16 protein-coding genes and 1 pseudogene are annotated in these 14,647 nt (G+C 60.8%); 12 read left to right on the forward strand and 5 right to left on the reverse strand.

Translation table 11 applies throughout. The features are described from left to right. Positions 1-391 precede the first annotated feature (391 nt). The 9 genes and pseudogenes from ABIN98_RS27990 to ABIN98_RS28030 all read left to right on the forward strand — a co-directional run bounded on the left by ABIN98_RS27990 (position 392) and on the right by ABIN98_RS28030 (position 6,865). Positions 392-1,845, forward strand: a pseudogene (locus ABIN98_RS27990) (type IV secretory system conjugative DNA transfer family protein). After that, entirely contained in the window at positions 1,842-2,042 is a 201-nt protein-coding gene (locus ABIN98_RS27995) for a hypothetical protein (protein ID WP_346915414.1), read from the forward strand. The pseudogene ABIN98_RS27990 and the gene ABIN98_RS27995 overlap by 4 nt, the downstream one beginning before the upstream one ends. 48 nt (positions 2,043-2,090) lie before the next feature. Further along, positions 2,091-2,762, forward strand: coding sequence for a DUF5710 domain-containing protein (locus ABIN98_RS28000; protein WP_346915416.1), 672 nt, complete (start codon positions 2,091-2,093; stop codon positions 2,760-2,762). Then, positions 2,704-3,261 carry a hypothetical protein gene (locus ABIN98_RS28005; protein WP_346915418.1) on the forward strand — a complete coding sequence of 186 codons (558 nt, stop codon included), beginning with the start codon at positions 2,704-2,706 and terminating at the stop codon, positions 3,259-3,261. Before ABIN98_RS28000 ends, ABIN98_RS28005 begins: the two co-directional genes overlap by 59 nt. Positions 3,262-3,460: 199 nt before the next feature. Next, positions 3,461-3,631, forward strand: a complete 171-nt coding sequence (locus ABIN98_RS28010; protein ID WP_346915420.1) for a hypothetical protein — start codon at positions 3,461-3,463, stop codon at positions 3,629-3,631. Then, positions 3,628-4,359 (forward strand): TraI/MobA(P) family conjugative relaxase, encoded by a 732-nt coding sequence (traI, locus tag ABIN98_RS28015; RefSeq protein WP_346915422.1) that lies wholly within the window; start codon positions 3,628-3,630, stop codon positions 4,357-4,359. Before ABIN98_RS28010 ends, traI begins: the two co-directional genes overlap by 4 nt. Beyond that, positions 4,337-4,699: a hypothetical protein gene (locus ABIN98_RS28020; protein ID WP_346915424.1), complete on the forward strand. Its 363-nt coding sequence runs from the start codon at positions 4,337-4,339 to the stop codon at positions 4,697-4,699. Before traI ends, ABIN98_RS28020 begins: the two co-directional genes overlap by 23 nt. Before the next feature lie 259 nt (positions 4,700-4,958). After that, positions 4,959-5,987, forward strand: a complete 1,029-nt coding sequence (locus tag ABIN98_RS28025) for a CaiB/BaiF CoA-transferase family protein (protein ID WP_346915426.1) — start codon at positions 4,959-4,961, stop codon at positions 5,985-5,987. Then, positions 5,984-6,865, forward strand: a complete 882-nt coding sequence (locus ABIN98_RS28030; RefSeq protein ID WP_346915428.1) for an alpha/beta hydrolase — start codon at positions 5,984-5,986, stop codon at positions 6,863-6,865. Before ABIN98_RS28025 ends, ABIN98_RS28030 begins: the two co-directional genes overlap by 4 nt. A 10-nt stretch (positions 6,866-6,875) precedes the next feature. Here the strand turns inward: ABIN98_RS28030 and ABIN98_RS28035 are convergent, their stop codons facing one another. The 5 genes from ABIN98_RS28035 to ABIN98_RS28055 form a co-directional block, all read right to left on the reverse strand. Further along, a complete protein-coding gene (locus tag ABIN98_RS28035) occupies positions 6,876-7,592 on the reverse strand; it encodes an SDR family oxidoreductase (RefSeq protein ID WP_346915430.1) in 717 nt (238 codons plus the stop codon). Continuing rightward, positions 7,589-8,386: an enoyl-CoA hydratase-related protein gene (locus ABIN98_RS28040; protein ID WP_346915432.1), complete on the reverse strand. Its 798-nt coding sequence runs from the start codon at positions 8,384-8,386 to the stop codon at positions 7,589-7,591. Before ABIN98_RS28040 ends, ABIN98_RS28035 begins: the two co-directional genes overlap by 4 nt. Before the next feature lie 2 nt (positions 8,387-8,388). Beyond that, positions 8,389-8,883 carry an aromatic-ring-hydroxylating dioxygenase subunit beta gene (locus ABIN98_RS28045; protein ID WP_346915434.1) on the reverse strand — a complete coding sequence of 165 codons (495 nt, stop codon included), beginning with the start codon at positions 8,881-8,883 and terminating at the stop codon, positions 8,389-8,391. A 16-nt stretch (positions 8,884-8,899) separates the two neighbouring features. Next, entirely contained in the window at positions 8,900-10,156 is a 1,257-nt protein-coding gene (locus tag ABIN98_RS28050; RefSeq protein WP_346915436.1) for an aromatic ring-hydroxylating dioxygenase subunit alpha, read from the reverse strand. Between the two features lie 85 nt (positions 10,157-10,241). Further along, a complete protein-coding gene (locus ABIN98_RS28055; RefSeq protein WP_346915438.1) occupies positions 10,242-11,621 on the reverse strand; it encodes an FAD-linked oxidase C-terminal domain-containing protein in 1,380 nt (459 codons plus the stop codon). Between the two features lie 122 nt (positions 11,622-11,743). Here ABIN98_RS28055 and ABIN98_RS28060 point away from each other — a divergent pair, with 122 nt between their 5' ends. Genes ABIN98_RS28060 through ABIN98_RS28070 form a run of 3 tightly spaced genes read left to right on the forward strand, consistent with a single transcriptional unit; the run spans position 11,744 to position 14,621 of the window. Then, the gene (locus ABIN98_RS28060; protein ID WP_346915440.1) at positions 11,744-13,066 is read left to right on the forward strand and encodes an AMP-binding protein; all 1,323 of its coding nucleotides are present in this window, start codon (positions 11,744-11,746) and stop codon (positions 13,064-13,066) included. After that, a complete protein-coding gene (locus tag ABIN98_RS28065; RefSeq protein WP_346915442.1) occupies positions 13,066-14,250 on the forward strand; it encodes an alpha-hydroxy acid oxidase in 1,185 nt (394 codons plus the stop codon). The genes ABIN98_RS28060 and ABIN98_RS28065 overlap by 1 nt, the downstream gene beginning before the upstream one ends. A gap of 11 nt (positions 14,251-14,261) precedes the next feature. Further along, entirely contained in the window at positions 14,262-14,621 is a 360-nt protein-coding gene (locus ABIN98_RS28070) for a RidA family protein (protein ID WP_346915444.1), read from the forward strand. The last annotated feature ends 26 nt before the right edge of the window (positions 14,622-14,647 follow it).

The raw sequence follows: 14,647 nt of genomic DNA on the forward strand, positions 1-14,647 counted from the left end.
CCTGTCATGCATCTGATGCGGGTCTTTGCTGTTCTGGCCTTTGCCGTCCTTGTCGGCGTGACGCTGACGGGGTGGTACTACACACTCGGTTTCAATCCGGTTCAGGCTGCCTGGTGGCAGTGGCTACTGACGTTCTGGCGCCAGGCCCGAAGCTTCCCGAACGAAATCCTCCAGCCCGCCTATGCCGGGTTCGCCGCCTTCCTCATGCTGATGCTGACCGGGGCCATCGTGACTTCGGGTGCAAGGTCTGAAACCATCTTTGGCGGACGCAAGTCCAAGGACATCCACGGTACCGCCCGTTGGGCCACAACCCGCGACGTCAAGGACAGCGGACTTTTGTCCGACAAGGGGGGTTGTCATCGGCGGCTGGCGGCACCGCGGCGGCGTCAAGATGCTGCGCCACAATGGGCCGGAGCATGTTCTTGCCTTCGCGCCGACCCGTTCCGGCAAAGGTGTCGGTCTGGTTCTTCCCACGCTCTTGACCTGGGAACACTCCGCCCTCGTGCTCGACATCAAGGGCGAAAACTACGCCCTGACCGCCGGCTGGCGTGAATCCCAGGGTCAAAGGATCCTGCGCTTCGATCCTGCCGCCACCGCGGGTTCCGTCAAATACAATCCGCTCGCGGAGGTCAGGATCGGCACCGATCACGAGATTGCCGACTGCCAGAACATTGCGATCATGATCATCGATCCGGACGGGACCGGTCTCAAGGATTTCTGGATGCAGGAAGGGTATGGGTGGCTCTGTACCGCGATCTTGCATGTGCTCTATCGCGTCCGGATCGAGCAAAAACGCACCGCGACCCTTGCCGATGTCCGCGCCTTCATGTCGATCGGCGATGACGGGCCCGAAAGCCTTCGAGACCAAGCCGCCAGCGCGTTCGACGACGAGGAGGACGACAGTTTCGACCGACTCCTGAAGGACATGGAAGGCTATGAACACGGGCGACGGGTCGTGAACGATGAGGTGCGCCTTGGCGCTGCCCGGATGCGCAAGCGCTCCACCAACGAGCGCTCCGGCGTCCATTCGACCGGCACCTCTCAGCTTGCGCTTTACAGCGACCCGATAGTGGCCCGCAACATATCGGAATCCGATTTCCGGATTGCCGATCTGATGAACGGCGAGCAGCCTGCATCCCTTTATATTGTCATCCGCCGTCCGATATTGCCCGGTTGCGCCCACTGGTGCGGATCCTGCTCAACCAGTTCCTGACCCGCCTTACCTCGGCTATGGAATTCGAGGGCGGTCGTTCGGTGAAACATTACAAGCACCGGCTTTTGCTGATGCTCGATGAGTTCACGTCCGTTGGTAAGTTGGAGATTTTCGAAAAGGCCATCGCCTTCATGGCCGGCTACGGCCTGAAAGCCTTCGTGATCGTCCAGGACCTGACGCAACTCCAGAAGGCATATGGCCGCGAGCAGTCCATCGTTTCCAACTGCCATGTGCGGATCGCCTATGCGCCGAACACCATCGAGACTGCACGGGTGTTGTCGGACATGGCCGGCAAGACCACGCTGGTTCAGAAAAAGACTTCCGCCAGCCGGTCGACGGGAAGGATCGGCACGAATTACTCCGAGACCCTGACGGAAATCGCCCGGCCGCTGATGACGCCGGACGAATGCATGTCCCTACCCGGGCTGTTGATCGGGGCGGACGGTAAGGTCCGCCGCGCCGGTGACATGCTCGTATTCATGGCCGGATATCCCGCCATCTACGGTCGCCAGGCCCTCTACTTCGAGGACGACGATCTACGCGCTCGCGCAAAAACTGATGTGCCGACCCCGGCTCCCCTGCCCGCTTCGGGTTCCCCTTCCCTGCCGTCCAACAGAAAGGCCACCTCATGAAGATCAGCGACGCAATTGCGACCCTCCAAGCCATCCAGCACCGGTTTGGTGACATCGAGATCACCGGGGGCACGCTGACCGACGATGCGCCGCTCAGGACCATCACCGTCACGGACACCGCCGGCGTTCAGGTGTGGCCAATGGGTCCGAACAGCATTCGCAGTTCGCATCCGGTAGACGGCGTCTTTCTGGACTGACCGGCTTCCCATCATTTCCCTCCCCATTCCACATGGAGATTTCCTGATATGGCTGGATCCGAGACTGTCAAAACCTACCTCACTGTCCCGTTTGCCGAAAAGGATGAGGCCAAGGCAGCTGGTGCCCTTTGGGACAAGAAAACCAAGGCTTGGTTTGCAAAAGGCGCCGATGTTCCCGAAGGGTTGAAGAAGTTTCTGCCGGCGAACCAGCCTGAGCCATCCCAAGAAGATCCGCGGGCAGCCTTTGCGCAGTTTCTGGCCCGGAACGGTGCGGTCCTCGATCGAGCGCCCATCATGGACGGCAAGTGGCACCGGGTTGCCCTCGTCGGCGACGGCAAGGAAACCAATGCCACCTATCGCGGTTTCCTCGACGGCGTTCCGAACGGCCAGTTCAAGAACTTCAAGGGCGATGAAGCCCCCGTGCAATGGATCGGCAAGGGCAAAGAACTTTCTCGGGAAGAAAAGCAACGCCTTTCCGCCGAAACCGCCCAGGCCAGAGAAATTCGCGAACGTGAACGGGTAAAGGAGCAGGAGGCTGCGGCCAAGCGTGCCTTCGGCATCTGGACCAACCTGACGACATGGGGCGACCCCGGAAAACTGCCCCTATCTTCAAAAAAAACAGGTGTGTGGCTATGGCGTGAAGCTTGCCGAAGACGGCCGCATGGTCATTCCGCTGCGCGACGATACCGGCCGGATCTGGTCCTTGCAGTTTGTCGGTGACGAAAAGCTCTATCTGAAGCACGGCCGCAAGGACGGGCTCTATCACACGATCGACCCGGACAGGGAACTTGGGAAGGAGCGCAAGCAAGGCGGCAAACTCACGGTCATCGTTGGAGAAGGCTACGCCACCTGCGCTGATGTTCATAAGGCCACGAAACTGCCGACCATTGTTGCCTTTGACGGTGATAACCTGGTCGCAACCGCGAAGGCGGTTCGCGAGCGATATCCGGCTGCCAACATTCTGATCGCGGCCGATGACGATCATCATCTTCCCAAAAAGACACCGCCGTTGCCGAACAAAGGGCAGAAGTGTGCTTGGGGCCGCGGCGGAAGCCGTGGGCGGCAAGGTGCTCGCCCCGACTTTTACGTCGGCGGAGAAAGACAGTGGCGCGACCGACTGGAACGATTTGAAGCAGCACCGCGGCGAAAAGGGTCTGCTCGCGGCTCTCCGGGTGTCCTTCACCCGTATGCAGCGGGACCAGACACTCGACGCTGGTAAAGACAAGGGTCTTGAGCGCCAGTTGGAGATACCGCGTTGAAGGCACCAAAGCGAAAGCTCCTGAAGGGCTTACCTCAAACCGGAAGTCCATCGCCGGGTCACCGAACACGCGAAGCGCACGAACCTATCTGCATCGCGTATTGTCGAGCGGCTTCTGGAAACGGGCAGATACCCGGATCGCACGGTTGAGCAGGCGGTTTTGAACCTCCTGGCGGTCAACGCCGACCAGGCCCGCCTTGGTAACCTGCTTTTAAAAGCCATCAATGAGACCGCGGACGGCCACCTGGTCCGGCAGATGCAAACGCTCCTGAGGCAAGTCCGCGAGACCCAGGATGAGATCAAGGCTCTGGTGACGAAGCTCAAACCATGATCGCCAAGAAAACGTCGATCAAACGGGCCCGCGGAGCCGCGGCACTTGCCAAATACATCGCTGCTGCCAAGGAGAAAGGCGAGAAGCTGGATCAATTCTGGCTGTCCAACTGCAAAGCCGGCGTGGGGCTTGAGGATCTGGACACGGCCATCGCCGAGATCCGCGCCACCCAGGCCATGAACCAGCGCAGCAAGGCGGATCCGAATTACCATCTCGTGGTCTCATTCGCTGAAGGCGAAAAGCCGGATACGGACGCCTTGAAAGACATCGAGCAGAAGTTTGCGAAGGCCCTTGGACTGGAAGATCATCAGCGTGTGATCGGCACCCACATCAATACCGAAAACTTCCACATGCATATCCAGTTCAATTTGGTCCACCCGGAAACCTTCCGGATGCATGTCCCCTATCGTGATTTCAAGATCCTTCAGGAGACCGCCGCCAGGCTGGAAAAGAAGCATGGGCTCGCCGTCGTTCACGGGCGCGGCCAGGAGAAGGATCGCGAGAACCATAACGCCAGAGACAAAGAGGCCAACTCCTGGGAACAGTCCTTTTCCGGATACCTGCAGGAGCACAAAAAGGCCCTGCTTGAGATTCGTGAGAAAGCGTCCACGTGGCAGGAGTTCCACGACGGCATCGACCAGTACGGGATTGTCATCAAGCGCCGGGGGAATGGCCTCGTTTTCCAGGATCGGGAAACAGGTATTCGTGAACGGGGCCAGCACCGTTGACCGGTCGTTCTCCAAAAAACGGATGGAAGAGGCATTCGGTCCGTTCCAGGAACGGGACCGGGAGCGTCCCGGACCTCATCGGCGCAAGACGAAATACGAGCGCCGTCCTCTCGATCCGCGCCTTGTACGGCATCCTGTCTGGAAGCGGATGATCCAGGATGTAGGTGGAAAACGTCAGTCATGGAGGCACTTCCTGGAAATGCAGGCCGGTGTCGATGCCGAGGTCCGTGAGGCGCTCAACCTCCAGAAATCCTACCTGCAAATCATATCCGGTCAGGATCCGCAGAAAATCCATACCCGCCAGATCATACCCAGGAAGTCGAAAGGCATGTCTCGGTGACGCGGGTCTGTTCAGAATGAAAGATTTGGGGAGATCGTGTTCCCAAGCCAGAGACCCGCTGACCCGGGACTCAAATTTTTAATTTAGGGGGGTGGGTACAGCAGAGGCATGCTTTGCGACCGAAGTTTGGGACGCATGGAGTCAAGTCTCACTTTTTCTGGTTTCGTCGGAATTTTCACGATCCCGGATTGAAACATTTGACCGCTTCGGCAGGGCATGCATAATAAAACTGAACGTTCGTTTTATTTATAGAGGCGTCATGCTCCAGGGTATTCGCGTTATTGAATTTTCCGGGATCGGCCCGGTTCCGTTTTGCGCCATGCTACTGGCTGCAAACGGAGCACAGGTCACGCGACTTCACCGTGCCGGAGGGAGCAATTCCGATTTCGTCCCGCCCGCAAACGATCCCCTGCGCCGGGGCAGACATCAGGAAATCGAACTCGATTTGAAATCCGACACAGCAAGAGCAACCGCCCTCAACATTTGCAGAACTGCGGATATCCTTCTGGAAGGCTACCGGCCGGGCGTGATGGAACGGCTGGGTCTTGGCCCTGAGGAAGTGGTGGCTGTCAATCCGGCGATCGTCTACGGACGGGTCACGGGCTTCGGTCAGAATGGGCCTTCCGCCCTTAATCCCGGTCACGACATCAACTACCTTGCCGCTACGGGTGCTTTGCACGCGATCGGTTCAGCCGACGCGCCGCCTGTGCCGCCGCTCAATCTGGTGGCGGATTTTGGCGGCGGCGGCCTCTATGCCGCCTTTTCCGTCCTGGCAGCCCTTCACGTTGCACGGCAGACCGGAAAGGGACGGGTCCTCGATATCGCGATGCAGGACGGCGCGACCCTGCAGATGGCCATGACCTACGGAATGCACAACGCCGGATACTGGCGCCCGAGCCGCGGGGCGAACCTGCTTGACGGCGGCGCGCCCTTTTACCGCTGTTACGACACAAGGGATGGAAAATATATCGCCGTCGGAGCGCTGGAACCGCAATTCTTTTCCGCGCTTCTAAGGCTGCTCCACCTCGAAGAGCACGCCCCCGGCAACCATCTGGATCCCTCCTGCTGGGATCGGTTGACGCGCGAATTCGCCGACCGTTTTCGAAAGAAGACCAGGGACGACTGGGCCAACGCTCCCCTCGCCTCGGAGGCCTGTGTAACGCCGGTTCTGGACCTTCACGAAGCCGCCGCATCGGGTCGCAATCGGTTGCTATCGACCGACGGGGATCGGATCGTCCTCGACCTGAGCTCCGTCCCTCCCGCCAGAATCCTGGACCATGCCATATGACAGACACGCAGGAAAGCGGGGCCTATGCGGCAGTCGCGCAACGCATCGCAGAGGCACGGACGGATTGGGAAAGCAGTCGCGATCTGACCTATATCCGCCGGCGTTTCGAAGCCCTTTTCGACACCTCGGAGTTAACCGCAGGCACACGCCGGGTTATCGGAGGCATTGCGACCGAGGCCTTCGGCGCCGCTTCCGGCCGTGATCCGATTCTTTATTTCCATGGGGGTGGGTACCAGATCGGATCGCTTGTCTCGCACCGTGGCATAATGACTGAACTCGCCGAAAGGTCTTTCCGGCCAGTGATCGGCGCCGACTACCGGCTGGCCCCCGAGTACCGCTTCCCAGCCGCAATCGAGGACGGATTATCGGTGTACCGGGCGCTGTGTGAGGATCCGGCGGTGGAACGGATCAGCCTGGCCGGAGATTCCGCCGGTGGCGGTCTGGCCCTGGCGGTGCTGCAGCGCGCCGAAGCCGAACATCTTCCAGCCCCCGCATCGGTCGTTCTGATCTCCCCATGGCTCGACATCGGCCTGAGGGGACCCTCGTATGAAGATCGTGCCGGCCGGGACATTTTCTCTGTTCCCGCCGCCTTACGCCTGATGGCCCGCAGTTATGTCGGCAAGGACGGCGATGTGAACGACCCGCTGGTCTCACCGGTGCACATGCAAATGGACCGGCTGCCCAGCATGATGATCCATGCCGGCGATGCGGATATTACGCTTTCCGACAGCTTGACCTTCGCCGAACGCGCGCGATCCGCAGGCCGGTCTGTCGGCCTGCGGATCTGGCCCGGGATGTTTCACCACTTTCAGATGTTTCCCGTGTTGCCCGAAGCGCAGGAAAGTCTAGCTCAGCTCGGAGCCTTCCTCGCGAAGTGAGGTCCGTACCCTAACTTCCGCCGCAGCCCATTCCGCCCGAGACGCCCAGCACCTCTCCTGTGATGAAGGAGGCTTCGTCCGAACACAGGAAGGCCACAGCGGCTGCGACCTCTTGCGGGGTGCCAAGGCGCTTCATCAGTGTCAGGCCCGACATCGCATCGCGCAGCCGTTCTCCGTGGGCAGCGATCGCCCGTGCGACCATCGGCGTTTCGATCGGCCCGGGCAGAACGGCATTGCAGGTGATGCCGTATCGCGCATTTTCGCGCGCGATAGAGCGCGTAAAACCGACAAGGCCGGCCTTGGCCGCCGCATAGACCGCACCACCCTTAGAGCCCAACCGCCCGGCTTCGGAGCCGATGCAGACAATCCGCCCGTTGCTGCGCGCCTGCATTCGGGGCAGCACAGCGGCGGTAAAGGCGAAGGCGCTTTCGAGATTGATCGACAGGAGCCTCCGCCAGTCTTCCGGGCCGGTATCGGTGAAAAATGCGTGCTGATCCGCGCCAACATTGTTGACCAGAATATCGAACTCACCCGACACAGCCGCGACCACATCCTCCGCATCGGCGGCGTCAACGGCAACAAAATCGCCACCGATTTCGGCCGCGAGCGCCTCGCCCAACGGATCGCGATCGGCGATGGTGACATGATCGCCGACCTCCGAGAGCGCACGAGCGACGGCGGCGCCAATGCCATGGGCGCCGCCGGAGACCAAAGCCCGCCGCGTCATTTTCCCGTAAACACCGGGGCGCGTTTTTCCATCACCGCCGCCAAACCTTCCCGGCTATCCTTCGTTGCGGAGAGCGTCGCCACGGTCCGCGCCTCTTCCGGCAGGCAGATTTCGACCTCAAGTGCGTTCCAGAGCAGCCGCTTGGTCGCGGATTGCGCCAAGGGCGCCCCTTTGGCGATCATTGCCATGAATTCTCCGGTCCGGTCGGAGAGCCGGTCATCGGCCGCAACCTCGGTGATCAGTCCGATCCGTACCGCCTCTTCGGCGGAAACCGCGCGGTTGGTCAGCATGATTTCCATGGCGCGCCGGAAACCGACCAACGCAGGCAGGATGCGGGAGGACCCGGCATCGGGGGCCATGCCGACCCGTGTCGCACCGGCCATGAATTTCGCGCTTTCCGCCGCAACCACGATATCGGAAGCGCAGACGAGCCCCAGGCCACCACCGCCCGCGGCGAAGCCCTGAACTTCGGTGACAACAACAGCGTCAAGCCGGATCAGCGCGCCGACCGCGACCTGAAGCCAAGCGGTCACCTCCTTGAGGTAATCTCCGATCCCCTCGCCTTTGGACGAAAAGTCGCGTACATCCCCGCCAGCGCAGAAATGCTTGCCTTCGCCTTTCAAGTGCACCACACGCACCCGCGGATCGCCGTGACAGCGCATCGCGGCCGCATGGATCGCCTGCATCATTTCCAGGTTCATGCCATTGGCCACATCCGGCCGGTTCAAGGTCAGTTTGGCAACACCGTCCGCAAAGGTCAGCGTGACGGGGCCGTCTTCAATCCAGTTTTCCATGATCACACCAGAAAGCTCAGCGTATAAATCGGCTTGTGGGCATTAACGAGCGCCACCTTCTTCCGGACGAGGCGGAAGGCGCCGTCGACCAGCCGCAGCCGGTATTCGTTCCGGGCGGCCCAAAGTGTCTCTCCGCGCAGGTTCTCCTCGAAGATCAGTACATTGGCGCGCGCGGTCACCTCCGCGCCGTCGATCTCCTCTATCTCCACATTCGAGACGATCCGCGCCAGTTCGGACCGCGGCGTTTGGGTATGGCGCCGCCCGGTCTTGAGCTGATCCATGCGAATGCGGATTCGACTGCGATTGTCGTAGATGAACGACATTTTCTCTTCCGGGTCGATGTCGCCCCCGTTTGCCGGCACCCAGTAAATGGCATCGTCTTCCCAGAGTGACTCCCAACCGTCGTAATCATGGGTGTCCTGCAGCCGTGCCTCCATGAACAGAAACGCTTCGACCGCTCTGTGCAGTTCTTCGCGGTCCTGCGAAATCCTGGTCATATCGTTCATAGGTTCCTCACGCCGTCATCAGGTTCTGGTAGTGCCGCCAGATCCCGCGCTGCGGAACCTCGTCGGTGGAGTGGGCAACGAGATAGCCATTCTCGTCCCGCCGTTCGCGATGCAGACCACGGGTCAGCGTCACCCATTCCGGATCCCGGATCGATGCGCCGCGGTGATTGCGTTCATACATTTCCGTATCGTCCGCCAGCAGCAGACCGGCTGGACCGACGGACCCCATGGTCTGTTGACGCAACCGGCGGTTCATGTCCGGCGCACCCTTGAAACCGAGCGCGGTGACATGCTGGATGGTTTCATCCACGCTGATCGGCTGCAGCGTGAACAGCTGGATTTCGGCAATGAAGAGATTGGGGAAGATCATGATATGCGGCGTACCGTCGATCATGATTTCGCGCGCCCGCTCCTCACCATAAGCCCCCTCCATCGCGGCGACATATTCCGGAAGCCGCTCGGTCGTGGTGCCGAACCAATTCATCGGCTTGCCGATCCGTCGCCATTCGGGGCGCAGGTCGAACTCGGTGTGGCCGTTGCCGAAGTCGCGAGTCAGTGCGGTGGAGTCCGGACCGTAAAGGCTACCGATCCCGCTGTCAGTCACCTGAAAGACAGAGCCGTGAACGAAGGCCGGATGATAGCCGTCGGTTTCGTTCTCCAGCATGAATTTCCAATTGGCCTTGGTGCGGTGCTGCAGAAAGCCCGCGGTCAGTTCCAGTTCGCCTTCGGGCGAATTGTCCAGAAGCTGATCGATCGAGGCCTTTGCGCCTCCCAGATGCTCCTCGAGCGACGGCCCCTCTTCAGCGAAGGAGCCGAAGACAAACCCGCGATAAATAGCGACCCGCGGAACCCGGCCCAGGCTGAAATCGGATTTCGAGGCACCCTCATAACCGTCCGCATAGGCATAGCCCGCCAGTTCGCCGGTATTGGAGAAGGTCCAGGAATGATAGGGGCAGGTGAAACTGGCGCGATTGCCCTCGCGATAGGCGCAGAGCTGGTTGCCCCGATGCGGGCATTTGTTGAGCAACAGGCGTATCTCGCCCTTGCGGTCATGCACCAGCAGCACCGGGGTCGGCCCGATCGACTTGGTCACATAGTCGTTCCGGTTCGGCACTTCGCTCACATGGCCGACATAGACCCATGTCCTGTACCAGATGCGGTCCAGTTCCTGCTGGAAGATCTCGGGGTCGGTGTAAAGCGACGAATGCACCCGCGTGGGTTCCACCAGCCGGTGATAGTCAGGGAAGGATCCCGTGTCTTTCATTTTAGACTTCCCGTGTACGAGTTAATTTTAATCGAACGTTCGTTCTATTATTGAGAGAGATACGCAGCCTGTCAATCGGTTGCGGCTAAAAGATTTTTCCCGGATTCATGATCCCGCCCGGGTCTACGGCCTGTTTGACCTCGCGCATGAGCGCAACCGCGGAACCGTGTTCCTGCTCCATGAACCGCCGCTTCCCCTGCCCGATCCCGTGTTCGCCGGTACAGGTGCCATCCATCGCGATCGCTCGCTCGTTGAGCCTATCCACGGCTGCATGACAGCGCGCCATCTCTTCTGAGTCCTCGGGGTCGACAAGCACCATCAGGTGGAAATTTCCGTCTCCCACATGACCGATACAGGGGGCAAGAAGCCCGCTGCGCTCCATGTCCGCGTTAGTTTCGATTATGCATTCGGCCAGCCGCGAGATCGGCACGCACACATCGGTCGGCAGCCCTTTTACACCGCGCCGCAGCTCCGAAAAGGCGAAGTAAATGTCATGCCGCGCCTGCCACAGGCTGCTGCGGTCTTCGGGGCGTTCCGCATGGCGAAAAGGATCCGCTCCCTGTTCCTCACACAGCGCGCTGAAAGCTTCGACCTGTTCCGAAACACTCGCTTCGCTGCCGTGAAACTCGACAAAAAGCGATGGTTTCTCGGCCAATCCGAGTCCGGAATAGGCATTCACCGCCCGCATGCAGAGCGGATCCATCAGCTCGATGCGGGCGACCGGAAGTCCGAACTGGATCGCCTGGATCACCACCTGCACTGCGGCATCGAGCGTCGGAAAGGAACAGGTCCCGCTGACGATCCGCTCCGGCAACCCGTGTAGTCGGACAGTCAGTTCCGTAATGACGCCGAGCGTGCCTTCACTTCCGACCAACAGGCTCGTCAGATCATAGCCGGCCGATGACTTTCGCGCCCGGCTTCCGGTACGGATCAGCCTCCCGTCGGGCAGAACCACCTGCGTCGCAAGCACGTTTTGCTTCATCGTTCCGTAGCGAACCGCATTCGTCCCCGAGGCACGGGTCGAGCACATGCCGCCCAACGTGGCGTCGGCTCCCGGATCGATCGGAAAGAACAGACCGTCGGAACGCACGTATTCGCTCAACTGTTTGCGGGTCACGCCGGGTTGCACCACCGCGTCGAGATCGGATGCATGCACCTGAAGGATTCGGTTCATCCCGCTCATATCCAACGACAGCCCGCCCATCGGCGCGTTGAGCTGCGCCTCGAGCGACGTGCCCGCGCCGAAGGGTATGAGCGGCATCCGATCCTCGCCGCAGATCGTAACGACCCGCTGCACCTCTTCCACCGTTTCTGGAGCGAAAACCGCGTCCGGCGGTTGCGTCGCAATCCAGGACGTGGTGTGTCCGTGTTGCTCCCGAATTGCCTGCCCGCGCTGAATCCTTCGGCCGAAGACCTCTTCCAGTCGCGCCAACGCCTTTTGATTCCTGTCCGGCGTGTCGAGCATGTTTTCCTCCTCTCAATCTCATCAACACCTCTTTACATAGAACAAACGTTCGATTTATAAAAGAATGAAATACGAGTTCCGCCACAGCATGTGCCGTGGCATAGGAGGGGAACAAAACAACCATGATCCACCCTGAGATCGAACGTTTGGATTCGGACGGAATCGCGCTACTCCAGAAAGAAAGGCTGACCAAGCTCGGTCAACGCCTGAGCGGGCACCCGGACTGGGAGCGCCACTTCAAGGCTGCCGGCATGAGACCGGAGGATCTCGCCGCCGAAGACGGCTTGCGGAATACGCCTTTCCTCGACAAATCCGCATTGCGCGACCGCTACCCCTACCCGTTCCTGACGGTTCCGATTGAGAAAGTGGAACGTTTCATGGCGACCTCGGGCACCACGGGTCTGCCGGTCATGTTCGGGATGACCGGGAACGACTATCGCGTGCTCCTGAAATCGCAGATGGAACGTGCGCTGACCGCAGCCGGCGTCAAACGCGGCATGAAGGCCTACCAGGGATATGGCTATGGACTGTGGATTGGCGGCCCTGCCCTGGATGTCGGCTATGCCGCGCTTGACTGCCCCACCACACCCGTGGGCCCGGGCCGCGGCGAACTGGTTGCAAGGTGGTTTAAGGACCACGCCTATGAAGTCTCCTCCATGTCCCCGCTCTGGCTGATGTCACTCGTCAACATCGCCAAGGAACAGGGCATCGACCCCAAGACCGAATGGTCACTCAAGCTGGCCATTCTCGGCGGCCAGTCCGTCAGTGCCGAATTCCGCGCCCAGTTGGAGGCGGAACTGCCCGAGGCCGCAGTCACACAGAACATCTACGGGACGACCGAAGCCGGCGGCCCGGTACTCGCCATCTCGACCCCCGAGAGCCACGCCGCGGATGAGCTGCAACTGATCAACGAAGACACCATTCTGACGGAGATCCTCGACCCCGAGACCCATGCGCCTGTCGCTCCCGGTGAGGTCGGCGAGATCGTGATCACCACCCTGTGCAAAGAGGCCTCGCCGGTCATTCGCTGGCGGACCCGGGACCTCGTCCGGCTCTCCGCCAATCCGTATGACTGCCCCTCCGGCCGGATCGGGATGCGCCGGATCGGACGCATCATCGGACGGACGGACGACATGATCAAAGTGAAGGGCGTTATCGTGTTTCCAAGTCAGATCGAGGACATCATCGCCGCCGTTCCAGGCACCGCCAAGGAAGCCTGGCAGATCTATGTAGACACCGAGGCAGTCACCATCTCCGACATGACCATTGCCGTCGAAGCGGACCGTTGCGGCCGTGACCCGGGCGAGATCGTTTCGGAGATCAAACGCGAGATCCACGCCCGGATTGGCATTGGAGCGCATGTGGAATGCGCGCCTCCCGGCGCCCTGCCCCGCTACGAAGCCAAAGCGATCCGAGTGCTTCACCGCCCGGCGGGTGCCCCCTGATGGAAGAGAGCACCGGACCCTTCGCGCGTATCCGTAACCTGTCGGATATGCGCCAGCGTGCCCGCCGGAAGCTGCCGAAGGCGATCTTCGATTATATTGACGGCGCGGCGGAGGATGAAACGTCCCGTCGTCGCAATCGTGCCCAGTTCGACCGCTGGGGTTTTGTCCAGAGGTCCGCGGTGAATGTCAGCCGTATCGATACCTCGCGCGAGATACTGGGAACAACCTATGCAGCGCCGTTCGGCATCGGCCCGACCGGCCTCGCCGGATTGGCATGGCCCCGTGCCGAAAACCTGCTCGCCATAGCTGCCGCCGATGCCGATGTGCCGTTCTGCCTCTCTACTGTTGCGAGCGTCACGATCGAAGACGCCGCCGAGGCTTCGCGCTCCGGAAACTGGTTTCAGCTTTACATCTTCCGCGACCGGGGCCTGTCGCGCAGCCTGCTGGAGCGCGCGAAGTCAGCCGGTTACCGCGTCCTTGTCATCACCGTGGATTGCCCCACCGGCGGAAACCGCGAACGCGACCAGCTGAACGACTTCACTCTGCCGCTGCGCCCGACACACCGGAACGTTTTCAACACGGCACTGCGCCCTGTCTGGCTGATGCGGATGGCCCGGAACGGACCGCCAAGACCTGAAAACATGGTCGAGGCGGCCGCCAAGGCAGCGCAGAATGCCCAGGGCCTCGTTGCCTTCATGTCCGAACAGCTCGATCCGGCCGTTACCTGGGCAGACGTCGAGGAATTCGCGCAACTCTGGGACGGACCGGTGGTCGTCAAGGGGCTGCTCGCCGCCAGCGATGTGCAACGCGCCAAGGATGCGGGCGCTAAAGGCGTTGTCCTGTCGAACCATGGCGGACGGCAACTCGACGGTGCGGTCTCCCCCCTCTCTGTGCTGCCTCAAATCCGCGGGGAACATGAGGACATGACCCTGTTGTGCGACAGTGGCTTCCGGCGCGGGTCGGATATTCTGAAGGCGGTCGCTCTCGGTGCGGATGGCGTTTTGATGGGACGCAATACCCTTTATGGCGTTGCCGCGGCCGGCCAGCCCGGAGCCGCGCATGTGCTGGCCCTGCTGAAAACGGAACTGATACGGGCAATGACATTGCTCGGAACCCCGACGCTATCCGATGTAACCCGCGACCACGTCATGGAAATCGGCCATTGGGATCGCTCCCACCCGTAGCGAGGACGACGATGATCAAACATGTTTCCCCCGGTGAACTCATGTCGCTTGCCACCGTTCACAACGGCACCGCCATCTTGTCCGGCCAGGTGGCACTGGATCAGCCTCACGGTGACCTGCAAACGCAGGCCCGTGAAATTTTTTCCCGGATCGACGCAATTCTTGTTGACGTAGGCAGTGGCCGGAACAGGCTTCTGTCCGCCACCATATGGCTCACGGACCTGACCGACTTTCCCGCGTTTAACGCGCTCTGGCTGGAATGGCTCGGGGACGCCCCCAAACCGGCACGCGCGACGGTGCGGGCCGGGCTTGCTTTGCCGGGCCTTAAACTGGAAATCCAGGTGACTGCAGCCGCAGACGTTCAGCCGTGATTGTCGCCGAGCTTCAGACTGCACAA

The sequence above is a fragment of the uncultured Roseibium sp. genome (assembly GCF_963675095.2).
In the GTDB taxonomy this organism is placed as follows: Bacteria; Pseudomonadota; Alphaproteobacteria; order Rhizobiales; family Stappiaceae; genus Roseibium.